General features: G+C 66.8%; 18 protein-coding genes and 2 tRNA genes. 11 read left to right on the forward strand and 9 right to left on the reverse strand.

Going from position 1 to position 17,868, the window contains the following annotated elements:
- Positions 1-21: 21 nt before the first annotated feature.
- From ACIPV5_RS10455 to orn, 3 genes are all read right to left on the reverse strand, one after another.
- Positions 22-651, reverse strand: a complete 630-nt coding sequence (locus tag ACIPV5_RS10455; protein ID WP_187249615.1) for a LysE family transporter — start codon at positions 649-651, stop codon at positions 22-24.
- Between the two features lie 125 nt (positions 652-776).
- Positions 777-852: transfer RNA gene (locus ACIPV5_RS10460), tRNA-His, on the reverse strand.
- Between the two features lie 36 nt (positions 853-888).
- On the reverse strand, positions 889-1,515 hold the full coding sequence (gene orn, locus ACIPV5_RS10465; protein WP_187249616.1) for an oligoribonuclease: 627 nt from the start codon (positions 1,513-1,515) through the stop codon (positions 889-891).
- A 59-nt stretch (positions 1,516-1,574) separates the two neighbouring features.
- On the opposite strand from orn, the gene ACIPV5_RS10470 reads away from it, so the two are divergent.
- Positions 1,575-1,650: transfer RNA gene (locus ACIPV5_RS10470), tRNA-Arg, on the forward strand.
- A 24-nt stretch (positions 1,651-1,674) separates the two neighbouring features.
- On the opposite strand, the gene ACIPV5_RS10475 is transcribed toward ACIPV5_RS10470, so the two are convergent.
- The gene (locus tag ACIPV5_RS10475; RefSeq protein ID WP_400340983.1) at positions 1,675-1,944 is read right to left on the reverse strand and encodes a hypothetical protein; all 270 of its coding nucleotides are present in this window, start codon (positions 1,942-1,944) and stop codon (positions 1,675-1,677) included.
- On the opposite strand from ACIPV5_RS10475, the gene ACIPV5_RS10480 reads away from it, so the two are divergent.
- The 4 genes from ACIPV5_RS10480 (at position 1,934) to ACIPV5_RS10495 (ending at position 5,378) form a co-directional block, all read left to right on the forward strand.
- On the forward strand, positions 1,934-2,575 hold the full coding sequence (locus tag ACIPV5_RS10480; protein ID WP_400340984.1) for a single-stranded DNA-binding protein: 642 nt from the start codon (positions 1,934-1,936) through the stop codon (positions 2,573-2,575). The two genes, ACIPV5_RS10475 and ACIPV5_RS10480, sit on opposite strands and share 11 nt — an antisense overlap.
- Before the next feature lie 40 nt (positions 2,576-2,615).
- The gene (locus ACIPV5_RS10485) at positions 2,616-3,119 is read left to right on the forward strand and encodes a DUF6993 domain-containing protein (RefSeq protein WP_400340985.1); all 504 of its coding nucleotides are present in this window, start codon (positions 2,616-2,618) and stop codon (positions 3,117-3,119) included.
- An 83-nt stretch (positions 3,120-3,202) separates the two neighbouring features.
- Positions 3,203-4,882 carry an energy-dependent translational throttle protein EttA gene (gene ettA, locus ACIPV5_RS10490; RefSeq protein ID WP_363520815.1) on the forward strand — a complete coding sequence of 560 codons (1,680 nt, stop codon included), beginning with the start codon at positions 3,203-3,205 and terminating at the stop codon, positions 4,880-4,882.
- Between the two features lie 7 nt (positions 4,883-4,889).
- On the forward strand, positions 4,890-5,378 hold the full coding sequence (locus ACIPV5_RS10495) for a thioesterase family protein (protein ID WP_056278694.1): 489 nt from the start codon (positions 4,890-4,892) through the stop codon (positions 5,376-5,378).
- A 29-nt stretch (positions 5,379-5,407) separates the two neighbouring features.
- On the opposite strand, the gene ACIPV5_RS10500 is transcribed toward ACIPV5_RS10495, so the two are convergent.
- Complete coding sequence (locus tag ACIPV5_RS10500; protein WP_400340986.1) at positions 5,408-6,295, reverse strand: acyl-CoA thioesterase; 888 nt, start codon at positions 6,293-6,295, stop codon at positions 5,408-5,410.
- Positions 6,296-6,346: 51 nt separating this feature from the next.
- On the opposite strand from ACIPV5_RS10500, the gene ACIPV5_RS10505 reads away from it, so the two are divergent.
- Positions 6,347-7,012, forward strand: coding sequence for a hypothetical protein (locus ACIPV5_RS10505; protein ID WP_400340987.1), 666 nt, complete (start codon positions 6,347-6,349; stop codon positions 7,010-7,012).
- Positions 7,013-7,024: 12 nt separating this feature from the next.
- Here ACIPV5_RS10505 and ACIPV5_RS10510 read toward each other — a convergent pair whose 3' ends face one another.
- From ACIPV5_RS10510 to pepN, 4 genes are all read right to left on the reverse strand, one after another.
- Positions 7,025-8,683, reverse strand: a complete 1,659-nt coding sequence (locus ACIPV5_RS10510; RefSeq protein ID WP_400340988.1) for an FAD-binding dehydrogenase — start codon at positions 8,681-8,683, stop codon at positions 7,025-7,027.
- A complete protein-coding gene (locus tag ACIPV5_RS10515; RefSeq protein WP_394194394.1) occupies positions 8,680-9,171 on the reverse strand; it encodes a globin in 492 nt (163 codons plus the stop codon). Before ACIPV5_RS10515 ends, ACIPV5_RS10510 begins: the two co-directional genes overlap by 4 nt.
- Complete coding sequence (locus ACIPV5_RS10520) at positions 9,126-10,199, reverse strand: mechanosensitive ion channel domain-containing protein (RefSeq protein WP_320488224.1); 1,074 nt, start codon at positions 10,197-10,199, stop codon at positions 9,126-9,128. Before ACIPV5_RS10520 ends, ACIPV5_RS10515 begins: the two co-directional genes overlap by 46 nt.
- Before the next feature lie 73 nt (positions 10,200-10,272).
- Complete coding sequence (pepN, locus tag ACIPV5_RS10525) at positions 10,273-12,825, reverse strand: aminopeptidase N (RefSeq protein ID WP_400340989.1); 2,553 nt, start codon at positions 12,823-12,825, stop codon at positions 10,273-10,275.
- A gap of 124 nt (positions 12,826-12,949) precedes the next feature.
- On the opposite strand from pepN, the gene ACIPV5_RS10530 reads away from it, so the two are divergent.
- Genes ACIPV5_RS10530 through ACIPV5_RS10550 form a run of 5 tightly spaced genes read left to right on the forward strand, consistent with a single transcriptional unit; the run spans position 12,950 to position 17,815 of the window.
- Entirely contained in the window at positions 12,950-14,134 is a 1,185-nt protein-coding gene (locus ACIPV5_RS10530) for a ferrochelatase (protein ID WP_400340990.1), read from the forward strand.
- Positions 14,135-14,171: 37 nt separating this feature from the next.
- Positions 14,172-14,657 (forward strand): ribose-5-phosphate isomerase, encoded by a 486-nt coding sequence (locus ACIPV5_RS10535; protein ID WP_295102189.1) that lies wholly within the window; start codon positions 14,172-14,174, stop codon positions 14,655-14,657.
- Between the two features lies 1 nt (position 14,658).
- A complete protein-coding gene (locus ACIPV5_RS10540) occupies positions 14,659-15,657 on the forward strand; it encodes an Fpg/Nei family DNA glycosylase (protein WP_056278701.1) in 999 nt (332 codons plus the stop codon).
- A 23-nt stretch (positions 15,658-15,680) separates the two neighbouring features.
- Positions 15,681-16,322, forward strand: coding sequence for an FMN-binding negative transcriptional regulator (locus ACIPV5_RS10545; protein ID WP_053096036.1), 642 nt, complete (start codon positions 15,681-15,683; stop codon positions 16,320-16,322).
- Positions 16,319-17,815 (forward strand): amidohydrolase, encoded by a 1,497-nt coding sequence (locus tag ACIPV5_RS10550; RefSeq protein WP_400340991.1) that lies wholly within the window; start codon positions 16,319-16,321, stop codon positions 17,813-17,815. The genes ACIPV5_RS10545 and ACIPV5_RS10550 overlap by 4 nt, the downstream gene beginning before the upstream one ends.
- Positions 17,816-17,868 lie beyond the last annotated feature (53 nt).

Consider the following 17,868-nt stretch of genomic DNA (forward strand, 5'->3'; position numbering starts at 1 on the left):
GCCGGCTGGGGGAGCTGCGTGTCAGTGGAGGAAGACGAGGAGGCCCGCGACGGCGATGAAGAGGACGCCGAAGACACTGTTGAGCGTCCGCTGCCCCCGCGAGGATCTCGTGAGCCTGCGGAACGGTCCGGCCGCTGTGGCAAAGAATCCCCACATCACCACGATGTCGACGATGATGACGGTGCCGATGAGAGTGAGGTACTGGGGGAGTTGGGGCTCGTCCAGTCGGATGAACTGCGGGATGAAGGCGAGGAAGAAGACGATCGCCTTGGGATTGAGCAGGTTGACCCAGAATCCGCGTCTGATCATCGACCAGTGGCCCTCGTGCAGGTCGACGACCGTCCCGTCTTCATCGGCGGCACGTCGAGGCCTCGTGAGGATCAGTCGGATTCCGAGGAAGACCAGGTACGCCGCGCCGGCATACCTGATCACGTTGAAGAGGACTTCGGACTGCGAGACGAGAAGCCCCAGGCCGGCGGCGACGATCACGACATGGAGGATGAGAGCCAGCTGCTGCCCGAGGATGCCCCAGATCGATCGGCGCCAGCCCTGACTCAGAGCGTTCGACATCGTGTTGATCGCACCGGCGCCCGGTGTGAAGCTGATCACCACGCAGGCGGTCAGAAGCGAGAACCACACGGCGAGCGACACCCCGCAATCCTAGGGGCAGCTCAGCGTGCTCTCGATCACGGCCGCCTGGGCTTCAGGACCGCGGCGTCATCCGACGAGGAGAACAGAAGAAGGTCCGAGTCTCTCGACTCGGACCTTCTTCTGAGTGGGGTGAGTAACGGGACTCGAACCCGCGACATCCGGCACCACAAGCCAGCGCTCTACCAGCTGAGCTATACCCACCATGTGCCAATCGCGATTGGCAACCAGACGAGTCTATTACATGTTCGGGGTGAACTCTGACACGGTGCGAATGGCGATGTCGCGAGCGTCGTCACTCGACGGTCCGGGCTCGTCGACGAAGACCGCCTCACGGTAGTACCGCAGCTCGCGGATCGACTCGAGGATGTCCGCGAGGGCGCGGTGTCCGCCGTCCTTCGCCGGCGCCTGGAAGAACACCCGCGGGTACCACCGCCGCGACAACTCCTTGATGCTGGAGACGTCGACGTTGCGGTAGTGCAGCCACTGGTCCACCTGGCTCATGTACTTCGCCAGGAACATGCGGTCGGTGCCGATGGTGTTGCCTGCGAGCGGAGCCTTGCGTTCGAGGGGGACGAACCGCTTGATGTAGGCGAGGGTCTGCTCCTCGGCCTCGGCCAGCGAGACGCCATGCGGGATCTCTGTGATCAGCCCGGAGGACTCGTGCATCTTCGTCACGAAGTCGTTCATGTTCTCGAGTGCTGCGTCGCTCGGGCGGATCACGATCTGGAAGCCGGGATCGACCGGACGCAGTTCGAAATCAGTGATGACGACGGCGATCTCGACGAGCTCGTCGACGGAGAGATCGAGACCGGTCATCTCACAGTCGATCCAGACGAGGCGGTCGTTCTCTGAGGCAGATACCATGTCGCCATCCTATCGACGGCTCCGACATCCGAGTCGGGCGCGGTACGGTAGTTCTGTGCGCCTCCGTAGCTCAGGGGATAGAGCAGGAGCCTTCTAATCTCTTGGTCGCAGGTTCGAATCCTGCCGGGGGCACCATCGCCCGGGCCCGTGCGCGGAGGCTCATCCGTTCCGCAGCGCGGCCACCGCATCGTCTGCGCTCCAGAAGTCTCCGACGAGTCGGAAAGACGACGTGGCGAGGTGGAGGCGTTCCGCCCGATACCTGACCCCGAGGGGATCTGGGACGAGGCGCAGATGCCCGAGGACCCGGTCCTTCGCGTCCTGCACCCGCCAGAGATGGGCTGAGGCGCGCACAAGGTGCTCCTTCTTCGCCGACAGCCGCGGCGCCGCGTGGGGAACCTCGGGGACGGACGTGATCAGGGTGGCGGACATCGAATCTCCTTTCCTGATTCGAACGTATGACCGACCACCGACATTGCGCGGGTGGCATGATGCGGCGGCAAGCGCAGTTCTTCTGCACATGCGGACGTCGATTCTGGTTGTTCAGGATCTGGTGTTCCGCGTGCGCAGGAAGCACCGCCGGAGCGCACTCTGTAGCGAGCCGGACGCACGTTCCGGGCACAGAGGAGCGAACATGTACGACACAGTGACGATCGTGGGAAACGTTGCGACCGATCCCACCCAGGGGCGCACGACCAGCGGGATCCCTGTCACGAACTTCCGACTCGCCAGCACTCACAGGCGGTTCGACGAATCGACGCGGACCTGGATCGACGTGGTCACGAACTGGTATTCGGTCGCGGCTTTTCGCCAGTTGGGAGAGCATGCCAAGGCCTCGCTGCGGGCGGGCGACAGCGTGATCGTCACCGGGAGGATGAAGATCCGCGCATGGGAGAACAACGGCAAGCAGGGGACCAGCGTCGACATCGACGCGGACGTCGTGGGCCGCGAACGACGCCGAGCCTGCGGGATCAGGCAGCGACCTCGTGGGTTCGTTCCCCTCAGGTTCCGGTGCGTCCTGAGGGCGGGTGAGGACTGCGTCCGACGCACTCGATCGTGGTGAGCCGGACGCGTGCGGAGGAGGACGCCCGTAGACTCGGTTCGTGCTTCGACGACCGGACTCCTCCGCACCGCGTTCGGCGATCGCAGTCGGCATCGGCACGACTCTGGTGCTGCTGCTGACGGCGTGCGGTCCGACAGCCTCGCCCGCACCGGCACCGGGTTCGACCGACGCCGCTGCGTCGCCGGGGCCGTCGGCATCTCCGGCAGGTCCCGTGTTCGTGGCGGACGGCAGTGCGGAGGACAACCTGCCGCTCTTCGCAGCCGTGACCGACGGCGTATGGGCATCCGAGCAGAGGGTTTCCGGCCGCGCGTATATCGATGCCCTGACGGCGGCCGGCTTCGACAAGGCCGCCATGCAGGTGACCGCAGACGTCACGACGGTCGGAAACCCGGTCGAGAGCCTGCAGTTCGCGGTGCGTTGGGGCGACGCGGAGTGCCTCGTCGGTCAGGTGGGACCGTCGACCGGCGAGCCCGTCGCCGTCGTGATGCCCCAGCTCGCAGAAGGGCGCTGTCTCGTCGGTGCGACGCGGGCAATCGACTGGTGATACGGCGGCTTCGGTAGCGAGCCCTGCGATCGCCGGTAGGCTGGAGTGTCGATCTTCGACGCCAACAGAAGGAGCGGTTTTCGGTGGCTGAGTACATCTACTCGATGGTTCGTGCGCGCAAGGCGGTGGGCGACAAGCTCATCCTCGATGACGTCACCATGGCATTCCTCCCCGGTGCCAAGATCGGCATGGTGGGTCCGAACGGCGCCGGCAAGTCGACGATCCTCAAGATCATGGCCGGCATGGACACGCCGTCCAACGGCGAGGCGAAGCTGTCTCCCGGCTTCTCCGTCGGGATCCTGATGCAGGAGCCCGAGCTCGACGAGAGCAAGACCGTCATCGAGAACATCCAGGACGGCATCGCCATCAAGGCGAAGGTCGACCGTTTCAACGAGATCTCGATGCTGATGGCCGACCCGGATGCGGACTTCGACTCGCTTTTGGCTGAGATGGGCACACTGCAGGAAGAGATCGATGCAGCCGATGGCTGGGACCTCGACTCGCAGCTCGAGCAGGCGATGGACGCCCTCCGCACGCCGCCGGCCGATGCCGCCATCGCGCCTCTCTCCGGCGGAGAGAAGCGCCGAGTCGCGCTGGCGAAGCTCCTGCTCCAGAAGCCCGATCTTCTGCTGCTCGACGAGCCCACCAACCACCTGGACGCCGAGAGCGTGCTCTGGCTCGAACAGCACCTGCAGGCGTACAAGGGCGCGGTGATCGCGATCACCCACGACCGGTACTTCCTCGACCACGTCGCCGAGTGGATCGCCGAGGTCGACCGTGGTCGGCTCATCGGGTACGAGGGCAACTACTCGACCTATCTGGAGAAGAAGGGCGAACGCCTCGAGATCCAGGGCAAGAAGGACGCCAAGCTCGCCAAGCGCCTCAAGGAGGAGCTCGAGTGGGTGCGGTCGAGCGCGAAGGGCCGTCAGACCAAGTCCAAGGCACGTCTCGCGCGGTACGAGGAGATGGCGACCGAGGCCGAGCGGACCAGGAAGCTGGACTTCGAGGAGATCACGATCCCGGCGGGTCCCCGACTCGGGAGTGTCGTCATCGACGCGAAGAACCTGAAGAAGGGGTTCGACGGGCGTTCGCTCATCGACGGCCTCAGCTTCAGCCTTCCGCCGAACGGCATCGTCGGGGTGATCGGCCCGAACGGTGTGGGTAAGACGACGCTGTTCAAGACGATCGTCGGCCTCGAGCCGCTCGACGGGGGCGACCTCAAGATCGGTGAGACGGTCAAGATCAGCTACGTCGACCAGTCCCGGTCGAACATCGACCCGGACAAGACGCTGTGGGAGGTCGTCTCCGACGGGCTCGACTTCATCACCGTGGGCAAGACGGAGATCCCCTCGCGCGCGTACGTCTCGAAGTTCGGCTTCAAGGGGCCGGACCAGCAGAAGAAGGCCGGTGTGCTCTCCGGTGGTGAGCGCAACCGACTGAACCTGGCCCTCACTCTGAAGGAGGGCGGCAACCTGCTGCTGCTCGACGAGCCCACCAACGACCTGGACGTCGAGACGCTGAGCTCCCTCGAGAACGCGCTGCTCGAATTCCCCGGCTGCGCAGTCGTGATCACCCACGACCGGTGGTTCCTCGACCGCATCGCGACGCACATCCTCGCGTACGAGGGTACCGACGAGAAGCCCGACCAGTGGTACTGGTTCGAGGGCAACTTCGAGGCGTACGAGGAGAACAAGATCCAGCGCCTCGGTGCAGACGCGGCGAAGCCGCACCGCTCGACGCACCGCAAGCTCACGCGCGACTGACCGCCCGATGTCCGACCTGACACCGGGATCCCGGCTGCACATCCCGATCCACCTCCGCTGGGGGGATCTGGACGCATTCAATCACGTCAACAACACCTCGATGCTGAAGCTCCTCGAGGAGGCGCGCGTACGCGCGTTCTGGCGTGCGGGTCCCGGTGAGCAGGCGCCATCCACCGCTGTGCTCGACTCAGGCATCGACGAGGGAACGCTGACGCTCATCGCTCGTCAGGAGATCGAGTATCTCGCACCGGTGCCGTATCAACGGCGCCCGCTCGAGGTGCAGATGTGGTTCGGCAAGCTCGGCGGCTCCAGCGTCGAGGTCTGCTACGAGGTGCACAACGACCCGACGGCGGAACCTCGTACGATCTATGCGCGCTCCACCGCCATCATCGTGCTCGTCGATGCGAAGACCGGACGACCCACGCGGCTCACGCAGGAGATGCGCGAGGCCTGGGAACCGTACGTCGGGCCGTCCATCGAGTACGCCCACCGGTGAGGTGAGCTGACTCGTCGGCGCCGGCCGGATCACGCCGGTGCCGGCACCCTGACCATGATCTCCTGCGCGACCGAGGCGACGAGGTCGCCCGACTGCGTGTAGATGCGTCCCTGGGCGAGTCCACGGCCGCCGCGCGCGTTCGGGGACTCCTGTAGATAGAGCAACCACCCGTCGACACGTGCGGGACGGTGCCACCACATCGCGTGGTCCAGGCTCGCCACCTTGAGCCCGGGCAGGCCCCAGTAGACGCCATGGGCCCGGAGGATCGATTCCTGGATCGTCATGTCGCTCAGGTATGCGAGAGCCGCCCTGTGGATGCGCTGGTCATCGGGAAGCGGCGCCTTCATGCGCATCCACACACCCTGTTGAGGGACGCGGTCGTCTGCGCTCGGCAGAAACAGAGGCGAGTCGATATGGCGCACGTCGGCCGCGCGATCACTGAGCATCCGCACGACGCCGGAGGGCAGACCGTCGACGCGCTGCTCATCGGGGAGCAAGGAGTCGGGACCGGGGACATCGGCGGGCATGGGGACGGCATGCTCGAGTCCCGGATCCTCGTCCTGGAAGGACGCGATCATCGAGAAGATCGGTACGCCGTTCTGATAGGCCTGTGATCGGCGAGTCGAGAAGGATCGCCCGTCGTGGATGCGATCCACAGCGATCGTGATTCCCTGACTCGCGTCGCCCGGCCGCAGGAAGTAGCCGTGCATGGAGTGGACAGCCCGATCCTCCGGAAGCGTGCGCTCCGCGGCGAGCAGGCTCTGCGCGAGCACCTGGCCACCGTAGATCCGTCCGGACGGCATCGGATGCGACGAACCGGTGAAGATGTCCTCGGTGGTGCGTGCCTGCGTCGAGTCGAGATCGAGCACGTCGAGGAGTTGTTCGACGGTGCGGATCGCGTGGGCGTCGGCGGTCATGACTTCCTTCCCGCGACTGCGGATGCTTCTGGCGTTGCTAGTTTAGAGGGTGTGCCCCACCAGCTTCTTCTCGCAGACGCCGAGACCGCGAAGGACGTTCTGACCTTCCTCGGACGAGCGACCCGCATCTCCGATGAAGGGGTTCGGCTGCAGGCAGCGCGGGGAGTTCTCGCGCTGACGGGCGCCGCGCTCTCTCCCCACGGGCTGTTCGATCAGACTCCGACGGTGCTGGCGATGCGAGTCGTCCAGGCGGACCCCGAGCTCGAGTGCGACGTCGTCGTCGCCGCGCTCACAGCGACGGACGACGAGCGCGCCCTGACGCTGCCGGAGACCGGGCTCTCACCCGCGTGGGCCGGGGTCGCCCCGCCGCGCGGTCACTGGCGGGCGACGTCGACCCTGCCGGCATCCGTGATCGCCCGACGCGCCCAGTGGGGGATCAGCGCCGTTGCTCGTGGAGCGACGCCGGGCGCGGGCGAGGAGGCGGTCAGAGCCCTCCGTGCGGCCATCTGGGGCGAGCCCGATGACGATCTCGGCGGTCTGCCGCGCGGAGTGGCATTCGCGGCGGACGCGTTCGGCTTCATCTCCGGCGAGGAGAACGTTCCGGTCATGCAATCGGGGCGATGGACTCGGCTCGCCTTCCGTCGCGGACACGTTCTCTCTCGAGGTCCCGTTGCGTCGGGCCTGACCGCCGTCAGGGGTACGGGCTCCGCACAGTAGACGCGTACGAGCTCACCGCGCGGCAGCGCGCCCGGCCTGACGACCCGAGAAGAGACATCCGCCGAGGAACGTGCCCTCGAGTGCGCGGTAGCCGTGCATCCCGCCGCCGCCGAAGCCGCTCGCCTCGCCCGCGGCATACAGGCCGGGGATCGGTTCGCCGTCGGCTCCGAGAGCACGGCCGTCGAGATCGGTATTGATTCCGCCGAGTGATTTCCGCGTGAGGACGTGCAGTTTCACAGCGACGAGCGGACCTGCTGCCGGATCCTGGAGCCGGTGCGGTGCGGCGGTGCGGATCAGCCTGTCGCCACGATATCCGCGCATGGAGCGAAGCATGCCGATCTGGGCGTCCTTCGAGAACTCGTTGTCCATCTCCAGGTCGCGCGCCACGACCTCCCGTCGGACGTGGTCGATGTCGAGCGATTCGCCGCCGGGATGCCGCTTCATCTGCTCGAGCAGGGACTCGAGATCGTTCTCGACGATGAAGTCCTCACCCTCGTCGAGGAATGCCTGCACCGGGCCGGTCGGTCCCTTCGCCAGTCGGGACTTCACCAGCAGACCGACGTCCTTGCCCGTCAGGTCGGGGTTCTGCTCACTTCCCGAGAGGGCGAACTCCTTCTCGACGATCTGACGAGAGGTGATGAACCACGAGTGGTCGTAGCCGGTGCGGCGGAGGTGGGCGAGCGTGCCCAGCGTGTCGAAGCCAGGAAACAAGGGGACAGGCAATCGCGTCCCCGTGGCATCGAGCCACAGCGACGAGGGTCCGGGGAGGATGCGGATGCCGTGGGACGGCCAGACCGGATCCCAGTTCGTGATGCCTTCGACGTAGTGCCACATCCGGTCACCGTTCACGAGGCGAGCCCCCGCCGCGTCCGAGACGGCGTGCATCGATCCGTCCACGTACGCGGGCACCCCCGTCAGCATGTGCTCGGGCGGCACGCCGAGGCTCGCAGGCCATGCCGCACGCACGAGATCGTGGTTGCCGCCGATGCCGCCCGAGGAGACGATCGTCGCTCCGGCGCTGATCTCGAAGTCGCCGATCGCGGACCGTGACGACTCGACGCCGCGAAGCGCGGGGCTCGACTCCAGGATCGTTCCCCGTACGCCGGTGACGGCTCCGTCGGTGGTGACGAGTTCGGTCACCCGGTGGCGGGGCACGATCGTGATCCGGCCCTCGCGCTCACCCTGTTCGACTGCTGCGGCGAACGGAGCCACGACACCGGGCCCGGTGCCCCAGGTGATGTGGAATCGCGGAACCGAGTTGCCCGGACCGAGTGCACCGTATCCGCCTCGCTCGGCCCATCCGACCACGGGGAAGAACGAGACGCCGCGTTCGCGCAGCCACGCGCGCTTCTCACCGGCCGCGAACTGGAGGTAGGCCTCGGCCCACCGGCGCGGCCAGTGATCCTCCGGGCGGTCGAAGGAGGCCGTTCCGAACCAGTCCTGAGTCGCCAGCGCGAGCGAATCCCGGATCCCCATCCGTCGCTGCTCGGGCGAATCGATGAAGAAGAGTCCGCCGAACGACCACCACGCCTGCCCGCCGAGATTCGTGCGCGGCTCCTGGTCGACGAGGATCACGCGACGCCCGGCATCCAACGCCTCACTCGCCGCGACGAGCCCGGCAAGCCCCCATCCGATGACCAGTACGTCTGCAGACAGGGGCGTGGTCGTCATGTGCTCTCCGTTGATTCCTGACGTGATCGCGTCTCGAGCGTGGGACGCCCGGCGGAGGGTGCGCCGATGCCGGACGGCTCGAATGTGTTCACCATGGCATACGCGGCTCGTTCCAGGTAGTCCCAGAGCGTCGATTCGTGGAGTGGCGACAACTGCGCCTCGTCCACGGCCGTTCGCATGTGCCGGAGCCACCGGTCACGCGCGTCGGGGTCGACGTGGAACGGCATGTGGCGCATCCTGAGGCGGGGGTGGCCACGAGTCTCGCCGTACGTCGTGGGGCCACCCCAGTACTGCTCGAGGAACAGGAGCAGGCGTTCCTCGGCGGGGCCGAGATCCTCTTCGGGATACATCGGCTTCAGGACAGGATCGAGTGCGACCTCGCGGTAGAAGACCGACACGATCTTCGCGAAGGTGTCGCGACCGCCGACCTCGTCGTAGAAAGTCACTTCTGGGAGCTCCCGTCGTCGTTCGTCTTCTTGCGTCGCCAGATTCCCCTGTCCGGGATCACAGGCACGCCGGTGACCGCGTTCGGACGGGTCTTGGGCGGATTCGCACCTCGAACCCGGCGTGCACCGTCGAGACCGGTGGGCACGACCGTCGTCATGCTCGGGAGCGCGATCTCGTTCTCGAGCAGGGCCGACCGCAGACGCTTGCGCAGCTCCTGCGCGACGTCGTCCTTGGCGTTCGCACGAGCCTTGATGACGAGACGGATGACCAGGGCGTCGCCGTCGATCGACTCGAGACCCCACAGCTCCGGCTTCTCGACGATGCGAGTTCGCCACTTCGGATCCTTGGCCAGCGCCAGCGCGGTGTCCAACATGGTCTGCTCGGCCTTGTCGAAGTCCGAGTCGACGGGCACACCGACGTCGATGATCGCGCGCGCCCAACCCTGGGACATGTTGCCGATGCGGAGCACCTCGCCGTTGCGGACGTACCAGAGGGTGCCGTTCACATCACGGACCTGGGTGATGCGCACACTCACGTACTCGACGACGCCTGACGCGAGACCGAGATCGACGACGTCGCCGATGCCGATCTGATCCTCCGCGACGATGAACATGCCGTTCAGCACGTCCTTGACGATGTTCTGAGCGCCGAAGCCGAGGCCCGCGCCGACCGCCGCAGTGAGCAGGGTGAGGGAACCGAGCAGGGTGGGGGACAGATGGTTGACCACCAGCACGATCGCGATCACCACGAGCATCACATTGACGATGTTCTGCAGGATCGTCCCGAGAGTTCGCGTCCGCTGCACGAGGCGCATGTCGGCGAGCGGAGATCGCTCGAGGGCCTGGGTGTCGTCGACGTCTGCCTTGCTCTTCGCACTGTCGACGATCCGGTGCACGACGCGTCGGATGACCACCCGGAGGACCAGACCGATCAGGATGCAGCCGCCGATGATCGCGACGACCCCGAGAGCTTGGAGGCCCACGTCCCGGAGCACGGTGACAGCATCCATCCACCAGTCGGGGAGTGGGGTCTCTGCAGGGTCAGGGTTCGTATCGAATGGCTGCATCATCCCCTCCAGAGTAGCGATCAGGCCTCTGCGCGGGCTGGATGCACCGCACAGAGGCCTGATCGGGAGAGACGGGTCAGTCCTCTGCGTCGCGAGACTGCGCGGCGAGCGACCGCTCGACGTCTGCGAGGTTCTCGAGCACGAGACGACGGAGTGCCGGTGCGGCGTCCTGATTCGCGGACAGCCAGGCCCGCGTCGCATCGCGCAGTTCGACATCCGCGATGGCGGTGGGGAACAGGCCGACGATGAGGTACTGCGCGATCTGGTAGCTGCGGGACTCCCAGATCGGCACGAGCATGTCGAAGTACGCCGGAACGAACTCGCGGAGCGATTCGGCGCCCGCCGGGTGGACGAAGCCGAGTGCGGCCGAACGCACGATCGTGTTCGGAGCGTCGTCACGATCGATCAGCGAGGCCCACGCGGCCTTCTTCGAGGCGGAGTCCGGCAGCGCGGCACGGGCCTGCGCGGCGAACTCGCCGCCCTTCGAGGTGTTGTCCGAGGACAGCGCGGCATCGATGGATGCTGCGTCCGTCGCTCCGATCGTGGCGAGGCCCACAAGGAGCTGCCAGCTGAGGTCCGCGTCGATCTCGAGACCGGGAAGCGTCTCCTCGCCGGAGCGCAGTCGACCCACGATGCCGGCGTGCTCGGGAGTGACGAGCGCGTTCGCGAAGGCCGTCACGAACTGGAGCTGGCTGTCGCTGCCCGATTCGGCGGATTCTGCGAGTGCCCAGAGACCGTCGGCGACCTTCTGGCGGGCCGCGAGGCGGTCCTCCGGCGTGACGTAGAGCGTCGCAGCCGTGCGCAGCTGCGCAAGGGTCGTACGGACCGTGGTCGACTCCGTCTCGTGGCCGATGTTCCCCAGCACCAGATCGATGTAATCGGATGCGGCGGTCTCGGCGTCGCGGGTCTGATCCCACGCCGCTCCCCACACGAGCGAGCGTGCGAGGGGATCACGGATGTCTGCGAGGTGCTCGATCGCCGTGGCAAGGGAACGGTCATCGAGGCGGATCTTCGCGTAGGCGAGATCGTCATCGTTGAGCAGCACCAGGTCGGGGCGCTTGAGGCCGTGCAGTTCGGGGACCTCGGTGCGGTCTCCGTCGACGTCGACCTCGGCATAGTGCGACCGCACGAGTGCGCCGTCCTGGAGATTGTAGAAGCCGATGCCGAGGCGGTGAGGGCGGATGGTGGGGTAGTCCGCGGGAGCAGTCTGCGTCACGGCGAACCGCGTGATGGTGCCGTCGACGTCGTCGGCGATCACCGGTTCGAGCGTGTTCACGCCCGCGGTCTCGAGCCACTTCTTCGACCAGGTGCTCAGATCGCGACCGCTGGTGGCCTCGAGCTCGGTGAGAAGATCGCTCAGCTCGGTGTTGCCCCACGAGTGCTTCTGGAAGTACTGCGAGACACCCGCGAAGAACTCCTCGATGCCGACCCAGGCGGCGAGCTGCTTGAGAACCGAGCCGCCCTTCGCGTAGGTGATGCCGTCGAAGTTCACCTGCACGTCTTCGAGATCGTTGATCTCGGCCACGATCGGGTGGGTGGACGGAAGCTGATCCTGACGGTAGGCCCAGGTCTTCTCCATCGCGTTGAACGTGGTCCATGCCTCGGTCCACTCGGTGGCCTCGGCGGTCGCGATCGTCGACGCCCACTCGGCGAACGATTCGTTCAGCCAGAGGTCGTTCCACCACTTCATCGTGACGAGGTCGCCGAACCACATGTGTGCGAGCTCATGCAGGATCGTGACGACGCGACGCTCCTTGACGGCGTCGGTCACCTTGCTGCGGAAGACGTAGGTCTCGGTGAAGGTCACCGCGCCCGCGTTCTCCATGGCGCCGGCGTTGAACTCCGGGACGAAGAGCTGATCGTACTTCGCGAACGGGTAGGGGACGCCGAACTTCGACTCGAAGTATGCGAATCCCTCGCGGGTCTTGTCGAAGATGTAGTCGGCGTCGAGGTGCTGCCAGAGGCTCTTGCGTCCGTAGACGCCGAGCGGGATCACCCGGCCCGAGGCGCTGGTGAGCTCGGAGAACGTCGCTTCGTAGGGCCCGGCGACGAGCGCCGTGATGTACGAGGAGATACGCGGGGTGGGCTCGAAGCCCCAGGTGGCGACCGAGTGGTCGTCGTGCACGATGGGCTCGGGCGTGGGGGAGTTGGAGACGACCTTCCACGACGCCGGTGCGGTGACCGTGAACTGGAACGTCGCCTTGAGGTCGGGCTGCTCGAACACCGCGAACACGCGTCGGGAGTCGGGGACCTCGAACTGCGAGTACAGGTAGACCTCGCCGTCCACGGGATCGACGAACCGGTGGAGTCCCTCTCCGGTGTTCGTGTAGAGGCAGTCCGCGTCGACCACGAGGACGTTCTCGGCCTGCAGACCGGCGAGTGCGATGCGCGAGTCGGCGAAGACCTCGTCGGGGTCCAGCTGCTCGCCGTTCAGCGAGATCTCGCGCACGTCGCGGGCGATCAGATCGATGAAGGTGGTGCTCTCCGGCGTCGCGGTGAACCGGACGACGCTGCGGGAGCCGAAGACCTCCGCACCCTTCGTCAGGTCGAGCGAGACTTCGTACGACTGAGTGTCGATGACGTCGCGGCGCTCCTGCGCTTCGATGCGGGTGAGGTTCTCTCCAGGCACAGCTGTACTCCCAGGGGTGAGGGGATGCTGCCGCAACCCAGCGCAGTTGGCGCCCACGGCAACCATGACAGCCTACGCCAGCACGGCGGCCTGTCTCACGTCTGGAAGGTGAAAGGATGGAGGGGTGACCGCGATCGAGCCGAACCACGTCCTCTTTGCCTCTGCTGCCGCTGCCGAAGGTGCGCCCTACGTATCGACGCCGACGGCGTACGACGGCATCCTGCTCGCCGGATTCGGAGGGCCCGAGGGACAGGACGACGTCATCCCGTTCCTCCGCAACGTCACGCGCGGTCGCGGTATCCCCGATGAACGACTGGAAGAGGTGGCGCATCACTACCGTCACTTCGGTGGCGTGAGCCCGATCAACGGTCAGAACCGCATCCTCAAGGAGGCTCTGGAGGGCGAGCTCGCACGCCGCGGCATCGATCTTCCGGTGTACTGGGGCAACCGCAACTGGAGTCCGTACCTCGAGGAGGTCGTGACCGAGGCGGCCGACGACGGGAAGACGACCCTGCTCGCGTTCGCCACCAGTGCCTACAGCTCGTTCTCGAGCTGTAGGCAGTATCGCGAGGACTTCGCGCGCGTGCTCGAGGAGACGAAGCTCGGCGAGACGGTGACGATCGACAAGATCCGTCCCTTCTACGACCACCCCGGATTCGTCGAGTCGTTCGAGACGGGCGTCCGCGAGGCCGTGGAGGCGTTCCTCGGACAGGGCATCGCCCCCGCGGACATCCAGATCCTGTTCTCGACCCACAGCATCCCGACGGCCGACGCGGAGCGCTCCGGTGCGCGGGACATCGACTGGGGCGAGGGCGGCGCCTACGCGGCGCAGCACCTCGCGGTCGCCGCGTGGGTCATGGATCGAGTCCGCGAGAGCATCCCCGAGGCGGCGGACGTGTCGTGGGAGCTCGTCTACCAGTCCCGTTCGGGTCCCGCCTCGCAGCCGTGGCTGGAGCCGGATGTGTGCGACGTGATCGGCGAACTCCCCGAGCGCGGTCGGAAAGCCGTGGCGGTCGTGCCGGTCGGTTTCATGAGCGACCACATGGAGGTTCTCTGGGACCTCGACACCGAGGCGGCCGAAGCTGCGGAAGAGGCCGGTCTGGCTTTCACACGCACTCCCACGCCCGGGGTGGCGCCGTCATTCGTCACCGGCATCGTCGACCTGATCGTCGAGCGGCTGGAAGGCCGCCCCAACGAGGAGCGCCCTCACGTGACGTCGCTGCCGGGTGCGTTCGACGTGTGCCGTCCGGGCTGCTGCGAGAACGTCCGCGCCGGATTCAAGCCGGCCGCCGCCGGCGTGGCCCCGTGAGCACCCGCTGACCCGCGGCGCTTCTAGGATGGATGCCATGCGCATCCATATCGCCACCGATCACGCCGGTCTCGACTTCTCCACGCAGCTACAGGATCACCTCCGCGGCGCGGGACACGAGGTCGTGGATCACGGGCCGATCGAGTACGACGCGCTGGACGATTACCCCGCATTCTGCATCCGTGCGGCGCAGGCGGTCGTCGCGGATCAGGCGGCCGGTGTCGAGACGCTCGGTGTGGTGTTCGGCGGCTCCGGCAACGGCGAGCAGATCGCCGCGAACAAGGTCGAGGGTGTCCGTGCCGCGCTGGTGTGGAACACGTCGACCGCCGAGCTGGCCCGCCAGCACAATGACGCGAACGTGATCTCGATCGGGGCGCGGCAGCATTCCTTCGACGAGGTCACCTCGTTCATCGACACCTTCATCGCGACGCCGTTCTCGGAGGACGAGCGCCACGTCCGCCGAATCGGTCAGATCGCGGACTTCGAGCGCAACGGCTCGCTGCTCCCGGATCCGAGAGCCTGAGATGCCCGAGGGACATTCGGTCCACCGCATCGCGCGCCAGTTCGACCGTAACTTCGTCGGCAAGCAGATGCTCGCCTCGAGCCCCCAGGGACGATTCGCCGAGGGGGCGGCCGTCCTGAACGGTCGTGAGGCGATCAGCGTGCAGGCGGTGGGGAAGCAGATGTTCCTCGAGGCCGAAGGCGATGTGTGGCTTCGGGTGCACCTCGGCCTGTACGGAGCGTGGGACTTCGCCGGCGACATCCTGGTCGACCCGACGATCGCCTCTGCGAACGGCCGCATGGGCCAGACGAACCAGCGCGGAACTGTGGTCGACGAGGAGATCCTCGACGATGCCGGAGAGAACTCGCTCGCCTCGATCGGCGCACCCCGCCGGACCCGGGTGCACGTGCGCATGTCGGAGCAGACGAAGGGGCTCGCCGACGAGGGACTCGAATGGCCCCCACCGGTCGTCGGTCAGGTTCGACTGCGTCTGATGACCGACATCACGGCTGCCGATCTGCGCGGCCCCACGGCCTGCGTGCTCCAGAGTCCGGAGGAGATGCTCGCAAGCGTCGCCAAGCTCGGCCCGGATCCCCTCGTGGGGGATCCCGCGCAGAACGAGGAGCGCTTCGTGCAGGCGGTGCGTAAGAAGCAGACGGTGATCGCACTTCTGCTGATGGATCAGGCCGTGGTCAGCGGCATCGGAAACGTGTATCGGGCGGAGATGCTGTTCCGACAGCGGCTGAACCCCCACACGCCCGGCCGCGAGGTGCCCGAGGAAGTCGTGCGAGCACTGTGGCGCGACTGGGTGCGTCTGCTGGCCGTCGGTGTGGAGACCGGCCAGATGATGACCATGGATGATCTGTCGCCCGACGCCTATCGGGCGGCGATGGCGAGCCGCGACGATCGCCACTGGGTCTACCATCGTGCCGGTCTGCCGTGTCGTATCTGCGGCACCGAGATCGCCCTCGAGGAGATCGGCGCCCGCAAGCTGTACTGGTGCCCGCGCTGCCAGGCCTGACCGGTCAGCCGTAGGCTGAGGGGATGCGTCAGAACCCCAGTTTCACGCTCGCTGATGTGGCCGAGATCCGTCGGGTCATCGATGCCGATCCGTGGGCGACCATAGTGAGCGACGGACCGGAGGGCCTCGTCTCCTCTCACTACGTCGTGCTGCTCGACCAGGATCGCGATGATCTCACGGTCGTCGGTCACGTCGGCCGGCCCGACGACCTGATCCACGGCTTGGGCGAGAGGGAACTGCTCATCGTGTTCCAGGGGCCGCACGGCTACATCTCACCGGGCTGGTATGGCGATGTCCCCTCCGTTCCGACGTGGAACTACACGGCCGTTCATCTTGCCGGAGTTCCCGAGATACTCAGCGACGAAGAGAACCTCGCCGTTCTCGATCGACTCGTCGACCGTTTCGAGGGGCGGATGCCGGAGCCACGGCAGATGTGGGAACGGCCGAACGACCCCGCGTTCATCACACGCCTGGCCGCAGGGACGGTGGGATTCAGGCTCACCCCGACACGCGTCGTCGCCAAACGCAAACTGAGTCAGAACAAGCCGGCCGAGACAGTGGAGACCATCATCGCCGAACTCGAGGCCGATGGGCCGTACGCACAGCCCGCCCTCGCCGCCGAGATGCGTCGCGCCCAGCAGGCGCGCGTCGGAGCCCGCTCGTGACCGGAGCCGCAGACAGCGTGGCCACCGTGTCGGGCGTCCGGGTCTCAGGACCGGGCAAGGAGTTCCTGATCGACGACGAGCCCGTCGACATCTTCATCGAAGACGGCCGGATCAGCGACATCGCCCCCGCCGGAGCGCTGCCGCCACAGGGGCGCATCCTCGACGGCAACGGAGCATGGGCCGTGCCGGGCCTCTGGGACAACCACGTGCACACGGTGCAGTGGGCTCTGGCCGCCGAACGCGTCGCTCTCGGTGGCGCGGGCTCCGCGTCGGAGGCGGCTGCGATCATGTCCTCCGCGGCGCCCCTCCCGGACGGGCGGAAGGTCGGCAGCGGGTTCCGTGATGCGATGTGGCCCGATCAGCCCTCGCTCGCACTTCTCGACAGCGCCACGGGAGAAGTGCCCACCTATCTCATCAACGCGGATGTGCACAGCACGTGGCTCAACTCGGCGGCGTTGCGGCTCGAGGGCTTCGACAGTCCAGACGGGATGCTCAGAGAGGAGCAAGCCTTCGAGATCTCCCGTCGCCTGAACGCCGTCGACCCGGAACGCGGCGACAGAGCGGTCCGCGACGCGGGGGACAGGGCCGCCTCTCGAGGCATCACCGGCCTGGTGGACTTCGACATGGCCTGGAACGCCGATGCCTGGCCGCGGCGTATCGGCGCCGGGTTCGCTGCCCATCGTGTCGAGTTCGCCATCTACCCTTTCGACCTCGGACGTGCGATCCGCGCCGGGCTCCGGTCGGGCGAGCTGCACGAGGCGGCGGACGCACCGGAAGCCGGGCGCGGCCTGATCCGGATCGGGCCGCTGAAGATCATCAGCGACGGCTCGCTGGGCACGCGCACCGCGGCCTGCTCGCATTCGTATCCTGGCGATCCCGAGAACTTCGGGGTGCTCAATGTGCCGACCGCCGAGCTCGCCGAGCTGCTCACGACAGCCACCGGCGCAGGGCTCTCGGTCGCGGTGCATGCGATCGGTGATCGCGCCGTCACCGGGGCGCTGGACGCCTTCACGGTGTCGGGTGCCGTCGGAACCATCGAGCACGCTCAGCTGGTGCGGCACTCCGACCTCGCGCGGTTCGGCAGGCTCGGCGTCATCGCGAGTGTGCAACCGCAGCACGCGCTCGATGACAGGGATCTGGTCGGCCGGCACTGGGCCGGGCAGACGTCGATCGGCTATCCGCTCAGTGCCCTCCGAGACGCCGGTGTGGAGATCCGCTTCGGATCCGACGCTCCCGTGGCTCCCCTCGATCCCTGGCAGGCGATCGCCGCGGCGGTCACCCGCACGGACGATGATCGCGACCCCTGGCACCCCGAAGAGCGACTGACGAGGGAACAGGCGATCCAGGCGAGCGTCCGCACGGCTCTGCGTCCGGGAGAGGCCGCAGACATCGCCCTGTGCGGCTACGACCCGCTCTCCGCATCAGGTGCGGATCTGCGAGGGATGCCGGTCATGGCGACGATGGTCGCCGGGCGGCTGACCTACGGCGGATGAGCGCGAGAACGAAGAAGGGCACCGGAAGCCCGGTGCCCTTCTTCGTCGCGTGC

It is taken from the genome of Microbacterium sp. NPDC090014, from assembly GCF_044748285.1.
Lineage (GTDB): Bacteria > Actinomycetota > Actinomycetes > Actinomycetales > Microbacteriaceae > Microbacterium.